This is a genomic window from Novosphingobium resinovorum (assembly GCF_036352595.1).
Taxonomy (GTDB): domain Bacteria; phylum Pseudomonadota; class Alphaproteobacteria; order Sphingomonadales; family Sphingomonadaceae; genus Novosphingobium; species Novosphingobium resinovorum_B.
In genome coordinates, this window is the sequence record NZ_JAZFAX010000105.1 from 1 (window position 1) to 1,359 (window position 1,359).

Below are 1,359 nucleotides of genomic sequence, written 5' to 3' on the forward strand. Positions count from 1 at the left end.
GGTCGTGTCCCGCAGGGTGGTGTAGGAACCGTCGATCCACGGCAGGATCGAGTTCAGGTCAGGCTGCCAATGCTGGCAAGCTGACAATAGGGTTATGGCTCACCGAGCCGAGGGTTTCCAGTGTCATGTAGCGGCGCGATACCGCCCACTCATCGTTTTGCTCCAGCATGAGTGCTCCGACGAGACGAACGACGGCAGCGTCATTCGGGAATATGCCGATCACGTCTGCCCTTCGCTTGATCTCCTTGTTGACCCTTTCCAGTGGATTTGTGGAGGCGATCTGCGGCCAATGATCCTTGGGGAAGGCCATGTAGGCGAGCACGTCCTCGCGTGATGCGTCCATCATGTCGGCCAGCTTTGGAAACTTCTCGCGCAGGGCATCAGTAACCTGGTCCCACTGCTGTTGCGCCGCCTCGGCCGTCTCCTGCGCGAAGATGGTCTTGATCATGGCAATGACAGCGGGTCGTTGTTTCGGCGCCGCATGGGCGAACGCATTGCGCATCCAGTGCACCCGGCAGCGCTGCTGGGTCGCGGAAAATACCTTGCTGGCGGCAGCGCGCAGCCCTTTGTGATCGTCGGCGATGACCAACTTCACACCGCGCAAGCCTCGGTCAGCCAGAGAGCGCAGGAAGGCTTTCCAGAAAGGTTCGGCTTCCGACGGGCCGGTGGCCACGCCCAGAACCTCGCGTCGGCCATCGGTGTTGACGCCCACCGCGATTATCGCCGCCGTGGAGACAATCCGTCCGCCCTCGCGCACTTTGAGGTAGGTGGCGTCGATCCATAGATAGGGCCACTCGCCTTCAATCGGTCGCGTGAGGAAAGCGTTCACCCGCTCGTCGATCTCGGCAACCAAACGGCTGACCTGGCTCTTTGAAACACCGCTGGCGCCCATCGCCTTGACCAGATCGTCGACCGAACGGGTCGAAACGCCGTGGACGTAGGCTTCCTGGATCACTGCCGCCAAGGCCTTCTCGGCGGTGCGGCGTGGCTCCAGGAAGCTCGGGAAGTAACTGCCTTTGCGCAGCTTCGGGATCGCCAGATCAATCCGGCCAGCTCGCGTATCCCAACCTCGCTCGCGGTAGCCGTTGCGGTGGTTCAGCCGCTCCGGGCTGCGTGATCCGCAAGGCACGCCCGTCTTCGCCTCGATCTCGAGATCCATCATACGCTCTGCGGCGAAAGCCAGCATCTCACGCACCAAATCGCTATCAGCCCCTTGCTCAATCAGCTCGACAAGGGCCATTCTGTCCTCGGTCATCGTCTTCTTCTCCAGGTTCGAGTTCGCATCCGAACCCTACCAGAAGATCGACGGTGGCCACCCTCTCAGGGAAACCTTCCTACACCACCCCGCGGGACACGACC

General features: G+C 61.6%; 1 protein-coding gene. It reads right to left on the reverse strand.

What is annotated here, in order from left to right:
• Positions 1–58 precede the first annotated feature (58 nt).
• The gene (locus V2S85_RS27075; protein ID WP_330705871.1) at positions 59–1,255 is read right to left on the reverse strand and encodes an IS256 family transposase; all 1,197 of its coding nucleotides are present in this window, start codon (positions 1,253–1,255) and stop codon (positions 59–61) included.
• Positions 1,256–1,359: the final 104 nt, after the last annotated feature.

Bases quoted from the DNA above. Each gene is read 5' to 3' on its own strand.
- V2S85_RS27075 (WP_330705871.1), bottom strand. From the start codon at position 1,255: ATGACCGAGGACAGAATGGCCCTTGTCGAGCTGATTGAGCAAGGGGCT.